We start from the raw sequence: 6,349 nt of genomic DNA, 5'->3' as shown, positions 1-6,349 counted from the left end.
GGTGTAAACACCGGCCTTTTTTTTGAGAACAAGCTATCTAAGCACTCGCCACTAGCTTACTCACACTTCGGTAAACATAGTTATTAAAAATATGCCTTCGCGCAAACCGCCCCGGCGAGTCGGAATTGATAAGCTTTACATATATGGCCTTGGGCACATCAAAATACTCGTACTCGCTGCCATCTGTAAATGATACCTTAAGCACCTGTGAGCGGTACTCAAAATCGAGCATGTTAGCAGTTGTGGTAGTCAGGTTGTATTCGGTAAGCGTTTGGGCGCGTGTTTCGGGGGCTATGCTTACCAAAAAATGGTAGGCTTCTATAATTTGTTTACTTTTTTCTTCAGCTTCCAGTTTGGCCTCTTCACTTTCCTGAAACTTATCCGGGTGCCAGGTTTTCATCAACGACCGGTAAGATGTTTTCAGTTCCTGTAGTTCGGCGGTTCCATTTACCCCTAATAGCTTACGGTGTTCAACAATTTTCTTCATGCTTTATATATTGCATTATCGCGTGTAAATGCAATAATGGCGCAAAGGTACGGTATCTTCTGTTACCGTGCTAATGCATAATGCTTTATGTTATTGCAGTAAACCCCTACCCGCCACTTCCCAGCCAGCCGCACCCCTCCCCCCAGGAATAAGTTATATGCCAAGCCGTAGTTCGCAATGACATGCAGGAATTTTGTAAAACAACAAAAGGGGCTTTCGCCCCTTTTGAATTGAATTATGCTCAACTTATTTTTTAAGTCTGTAGGTAATTATTGACCCATTAGGGTGAGTAGCATCGCTACCTATAGTAACAGCAATATATTGGTTGCCATCTTTACCTTTGTAAATACTTGGCGTTGCATTTGACGACGCAGGCATTACGGTTGACCATAACACTTTACCTGTTTTTGAATCGAAGGCACGTAATTTTTTGTCTCTGCCGCCGCCCCAAAATACAATGTTTCCTGCAGTTGATACGGCACCAGCGTTTCCTGTTAAGCCGGTTTCCGGCTCTCCTGGTTTCTGGCGGGCCTCATCGTTACCGGCAGGCACCCTGAATAGCTCTTTACCGCTAGCTAAATTAATAGCAACTAAACTTCCCCATGGTGGTGTAACAAACGGATTGCCATTCATATCTGATATTGCCCTGTAAGCAACAACGTTAGTATAACGTACTTTTTGCGGTACCGGCTTACCATCTGAAGCGGTTATGGTTTTGGTATCGTTACCGGTTACAAATGATAATATAGCAGCTTCTTTAGCCTTATCATTTATAACAGATGCAAAGCCCGGCATTTTACCACCGCCTGCTTTTATCTTGGCGATGATCTGCGCATCAGTTAAACGTTTTTGAATGTTTAACAAAGACGGATAGCTCTGCTCGTCGCCCAATTTATCGGCACCATGGCAAGCAACGCAGTAGGTATTATAAATGCCCTTACCTACCTGAAAATCGGTTTGGTTGGCTACTGCGCGGTTCTCTAACTTCTGCATTTTAATGATCTCCGGCGCATCATTTGTTTTAATATAGATGATGTTGGTGCGCGGGTCGAAAGAGCCACCACCCCAATCAGCACCACCATTAGAGCCCGGGCTATGGAACGTGCCACGTACTGACGGAGGTGTGAATATACCCTCGTAACGCAGGGTTTTTAACAAGCGCATAGACGAATCGTGTGCGGCTTGGGAGAAATTACTGATATCTTTCTCAGTAAGTGCCTGGCGTGCAAACGGTTTAGGCAATACCGGTATAGGTTGAGTTGGAGACGTGATCTCGCCAGGGATATCAGATTTAGGAACCGGAGTTTCTTTAATAGGGAACAACGATTTACCTGTTACACGATCTAACACATAAGTGAATCCGCTTTTGCTCAGTTGTACAACTGCGTCTCTTTTTACACCATTCTTAGTAATAGTAACTAAGTTAGGTGGCGACGAAAGGTCCCAATCCCAAAGATCATGGTGAATGGTTTGGAAGTGCCATATATGTTTACCTGTTTTAGCATCCAGCGCAACAACGCAATCAGCAAACAGGTTGTCGCCCGGGCGATCAACTCCGTAAAAGTCATAGCTTGTACCGCCGGTTGCTATAAACACCATGCCGCGTTTTTTATCAACGCTTAAGCCGGCCCAGTCATTAGCACCGCCAAATTCTTTCCAGGCATCTTTAGGCCAGGTTTTATAACCAATTTCACCCGGTTGCGGGATGGTATGGAAGGTCCAGGTTAGTTTACCGGTAATAGTGTTATAAGCACGTACATAACCAGGTGCAGAGCCATAGCTTTCGTCAACCCTTGCACCCATAATGATAAGGTCGCCATAAATTGCGCCCGGCGATGAAGATCCGGCAGCGTTTATGGTTTTAGGATCATCGCGCAAACCCACGCGCAGATCTACTCTGCCGCCATCGCCAAAGGTTTTTATCACCTCGCCGGTTGTAGCACTAATGGCTACAAGGTTATTACCTATGGCCATTAAAAGGCGCTTATCATTACCCTTTTCCCAGTAAGTTACACCCCTTGAAACGCCACCGCCATAACCGCCGCTTGATGGGTCAAACTCCCATATCTGCTCGCCTGTTGATGAGTTAACCGCGTAAACTTTGCTGCGGGCCAATATGGAGTACATTACCCCATCAACAATAATAGGGTTTGACTGGCTTCCTCCACCGCCAAAGCCTCTGCCTGGGGCAGCAGCAGCACCGGCAACCGGAGGTGGGTTGCCAGGTCCAAATTGCCAGGCCACCTCTAAGTTTTGTACGTTATCTTTATTGATCTGCGTTAGCGGCGAATAAGCGTTGGTCTCAGAGTTGCCTCTGTATGCACCCCATACGCGATCATCATTAATGGCTACATATGCCGAATATGATAATGCTACAAGTACTAACGCCGCTATTTGGTAGCTTCGTTTTTGCTTAAATGATAATAGAAACTTTTTAATGGAATTCATTTTATGTTAATAGTTGGTTTTAATCGGCGTTTAATTGGTTTTATGCAAGCTTACAGGGTTGTTTTTACCCGATAAATTTGAGCATGCTATTATAAGGCTTTTCAACTAAATTTTTTGTAAAATATATAATGCAATAACAAATTAATTAGTAACTCCTTTTAATAAATTTCGTCTACCGGCAATTAGCGCTCAACAAAACAAATCCTTTTCCCCAGCGTTATACTTTATCGATAATTTTTTAATATAATGGAAAACAATAAAAAAAGAAGCGATGATGTGAACCAGGATCAAGCATTGCATAACCCAACTAACAGAAGTAAAAGTAACCAGGAGCAACAGTCAAACAGCCATAAAAAAAATGGCAGCAGCCAGGAAGATAGCGGAAACAAATACCTGAGCAACGGCTACCTTGACGATAGGGATCGCTATGACGATACTGAATTGTAAAAAACAAATACCTTATTTATCAAAGCCACTCCGGTAAATGGGGTGGCTTTGATATTTTGAAATATTTTTAATTAGAACGAAAACAAAGGTGCTTTTACATGTGTTATACTAATACCAAATAAATATCTACGTTATGGAAAACAACACATGGAACAGCGACGATCAGAACCAACGTTCTGATGCGCAACAGCAAAACAACCAACAAAACTGGAACAGCAACCAGGAACAACAACAAAACGCAGGTTTGCAAGGCGAAGGCAGCAGTGGCGATCAGCAAGGTGAGCCGGGCAGAAATCCGGATCAGAACCAAGGCCGCAACCAGGAGCAGCAAGGTAATGCCGATATAGGCAACCCAAGCAGCGGTCAGCAAGGGCAGTTCGGCCAGCAAAACCAGCGTTCAAGTCAGGATGATCAAAATTACAGCCAGACCAATACGCAGGAGCAGCAAGGCAATCAGCGCGATTACAGCGATCAGGATTATGCTGATGATAATCAGCGTCAGGACAGCGATGATGCGGACGACGATACCGAGATCTAAACGCTATTAGTTTTAAATCCAAAAAGCCACGCCTGTAAAAGGGTGTGGCTTTTTTGGTTAAAAGGCGTTAGTCCTGTCTGTGTGGCCGAAGCTTAGGGCGTAAAAGTTCATAAAACAAATCCCTGTGCTTTTCATTCCTATAATAGCAATGAAACAATTACCAAAAAACACAGCACTTACAGGGCAGTTAAAATGGGTTGAGCGGATAGCTTCCGTTATGGACGACAAATTCCGCTTCCCCGGTACAAATTTTCGCTTTGGGCTCGATCCTGTACTGAACTTCATCCCCATTGCAGGAGATGTTTCAGGCTTTATCGTAGCAATAGCGCTGCTTTATGTAATTGCAAAGAACGGCGGTGTAAGTCGCAAGGTACTTGTTTTAATGGCTGTTAACATTTGCTTTGATGCACTTCTTGGCGCAATACCACTCCTGGGGCAGATCACCGATTTCTATTTTAAAGCGAATACCCGCAACATTAAGCTGCTAAAAGAGCATTACCAGGAAGGCAAGCACCAAGGCAACGGTAACGGTATTATAACCTTAATATTAATAGTACTGCTAATTTTCCTTGCATTAACTATCTATGTGTCTTACCTAGCGCTGCAATGGTTATTCAGGCTTTTTTAATAGCCCTGATAATTCCAGGCATTTTAAACCCAGGCCGCAGGGTCTGCTCTAATACTTACCGTTCAAAAAACTATTTTGGTAAAGTGGGGTTTTGAGATGGATACATTTATAGCAAAACAGCTTTAGCGTTAACAAAGCAAATGGGTAAAATTTTTACTATAACTGAGGGACTTGAAAACCTGGGCGCTCTGCATACCGGCGGCCAGGGTTCTGTATATAAAGGTAGGCGCATCGGCGAAATTTTTGTAGCAATAAAGCTTTTGCCTACCCCTATTCACGCCGAAGATGAGAACGACAAGCACTATAACGATTTTATTAACGAGGTAGAGAAATTAAAAAAGGTTAACCAGGTATCAAACCCCAATGTGGTTAAGATCCTCAACTCCGGCATTACCGAAAGCGGCTCGCTCCCGTTCATCGAGATGGAATTTATAGAGGGGCCGGATCTTGCGGAACTACTTACTGAAAAAGATACACCTGTTTTCACCATCCCTGAAACCATTAAGGTAGCTTATCAGCTTGCAAATGCCCTGAGCCATTGCCATCAGGTATCAGTAAAGCATGGCGATATCAAAAGCAACAATGTTAAATTCAACATTAATACAGGCAACTATATGCTGCTTGATTTTGGCCTTGCAATTATGAGCGACGAGCAGCGGCGGAGCAGCTTACGAAACGCGGGGGCGGTAGAGTTTATGGCGCCTGAGCAAAGCGAAGGCAACCTGCTGCCGCAAAGTGATGTTTACAGCTACGGCATTATCCTTTATGAGTTGCTGGCTGGCACCGTTCCCTTTAAACTGAATGACAATGGCCAGACCGCCCGTAATGCTGTAATGATAGCACACCTGGAGCAAGAACCACCCGACCTGCTGGCGTTGCGAGAAAAGAACATGCCTTTGAACTGGCCTGAAGAACAGCGCCTTCGCGAATTGCGGGTACCGGATTGGCTGCTACCGCTCATCTCTAAATGTTTGCAAAAAAATCCGGCTGACCGTTACGCCGACGGTACCGAACTGCGCGAGGCGATACAACACAGTGTGATAAGCGTAAAAGATGATACAGAGAGTGTCCTTGTCATGCAAAACGAAAAAGACGCCCTGGAATTAAAATTACAGGAAGAAACGGCTAAGACGATCCGGTTAGAGCAGGAGATAACACAGCTTAAAAATAGCAAGGCGACAATTAAGAAAGCCCCTGTTACAACATCGGCACCACATAACAATAGTGGCAAAAGGATGTCAATAGCCCTATTGTTCGGCATTGGGCTGTTGTTTACTTGCATTGGTGTGTTGGCCGGCCGTTACCTTTTTAATAGCCAGAAAGCAGCGGCTGTTTCTCTTCCAAAAGATAATACTGCACGTGCAGAAAGCTCAAATAAAACCCGTACTGAGCCAGAGCCCCGGAAAAACTTAAAGGAAGAACCAGAGGTTGCAGTAAAGAATCCTATTGAAAAACCCGAAACGCCGGCGGTTAAAAAAACGAAAAAAGATTCAACTAAAAAGGTGGTAAAAAAAGCAAAACCTGTTGAACCTGCGCCGACTAATAGCGGTAAGGGCAGCGATGTAGGTAAAGTATTTAAATTATTTACTACTTACGCCTACTTTCACAGCAGCCCGGACGAGGCAAGCAAACGCGCCGCAAATATAAACCAATGGAACAACGCACGCTTAAAAGCCCTTGACGACCGAAACGGCTTTATTTATGTGGTGTATACCAATGATGAAGGACAAACCAGTAAAGGCTGGCTCAGGAAAAAGGACTTGATTATAGTTGGGCAATAATGTCCGCTATTCACGTTCGC

6 protein-coding genes are annotated in these 6,349 nt (G+C 44.2%); 4 read left to right on the top strand and 2 right to left on the bottom strand.

The features are described from left to right. Window positions 1-37 precede the first annotated feature (37 nt). Window positions 38-487, bottom strand: coding sequence for a KTSC domain-containing protein (locus ACFQZS_RS09610; RefSeq protein WP_377099611.1), 450 nt, complete (start codon window positions 485-487; stop codon window positions 38-40). A 246-nt stretch (window positions 488-733) separates the two neighbouring features. After that, the gene (locus ACFQZS_RS09605) at window positions 734-2,935 is read right to left on the bottom strand and encodes an outer membrane protein assembly factor BamB family protein (protein ID WP_377099609.1); all 2,202 of its coding nucleotides are present in this window, start codon (window positions 2,933-2,935) and stop codon (window positions 734-736) included. 246 nt (window positions 2,936-3,181) lie between these two features. Between ACFQZS_RS09605 and ACFQZS_RS09600 the strand changes: the two genes are divergently transcribed. The 4 genes from ACFQZS_RS09600 to ACFQZS_RS09585 all read left to right on the top strand — a co-directional run bounded on the left by ACFQZS_RS09600 (window position 3,182) and on the right by ACFQZS_RS09585 (window position 6,329). Beyond that, on the top strand, window positions 3,182-3,382 hold the full coding sequence (locus ACFQZS_RS09600) for a hypothetical protein (protein WP_377099607.1): 201 nt from the start codon (window positions 3,182-3,184) through the stop codon (window positions 3,380-3,382). A gap of 133 nt (window positions 3,383-3,515) precedes the next feature. Further along, entirely contained in the window at window positions 3,516-3,920 is a 405-nt protein-coding gene (locus ACFQZS_RS09595) for a hypothetical protein (protein WP_377099605.1), read from the top strand. Between the two features lie 148 nt (window positions 3,921-4,068). Continuing rightward, complete coding sequence (locus ACFQZS_RS09590) at window positions 4,069-4,548, top strand: DUF4112 domain-containing protein (protein WP_377099604.1); 480 nt, start codon at window positions 4,069-4,071, stop codon at window positions 4,546-4,548. A gap of 140 nt (window positions 4,549-4,688) precedes the next feature. Continuing rightward, the gene (locus ACFQZS_RS09585) at window positions 4,689-6,329 is read left to right on the top strand and encodes a serine/threonine protein kinase (RefSeq protein WP_377099603.1); all 1,641 of its coding nucleotides are present in this window, start codon (window positions 4,689-4,691) and stop codon (window positions 6,327-6,329) included. Window positions 6,330-6,349 lie beyond the last annotated feature (20 nt).

Origin of the sequence: Mucilaginibacter calamicampi (assembly GCF_042676765.1) — a bacterium.
In the GTDB taxonomy this organism is placed as follows: Bacteria; Bacteroidota; Bacteroidia; order Sphingobacteriales; family Sphingobacteriaceae; genus Mucilaginibacter; species Mucilaginibacter calamicampi.
Note: the sequence above shows the minus strand (reverse complement) of the source record. Positions and strands in the feature narration are given on the sequence as shown.

Coding starts and splice junctions, on each gene's coding strand:
- ACFQZS_RS09605 (WP_377099609.1), bottom strand. CDS start 2,935: ATGAATTCCATTAAAAAGTTTCTATTATCATTTAAGCAAAAACGAAGC.
- ACFQZS_RS09595 (WP_377099605.1), top strand. CDS start 3,516: ATGGAAAACAACACATGGAACAGCGACGATCAGAACCAACGTTCTGAT.
- ACFQZS_RS09610 (WP_377099611.1), bottom strand. CDS start 487: ATGAAGAAAATTGTTGAACACCGTAAGCTATTAGGGGTAAATGGAACC.
- ACFQZS_RS09585 (WP_377099603.1), top strand. CDS start 4,689: ATGGGTAAAATTTTTACTATAACTGAGGGACTTGAAAACCTGGGCGCT.
- ACFQZS_RS09600 (WP_377099607.1), top strand. CDS start 3,182: ATGGAAAACAATAAAAAAAGAAGCGATGATGTGAACCAGGATCAAGCA.
- ACFQZS_RS09590 (WP_377099604.1), top strand. CDS start 4,069: ATGAAACAATTACCAAAAAACACAGCACTTACAGGGCAGTTAAAATGG.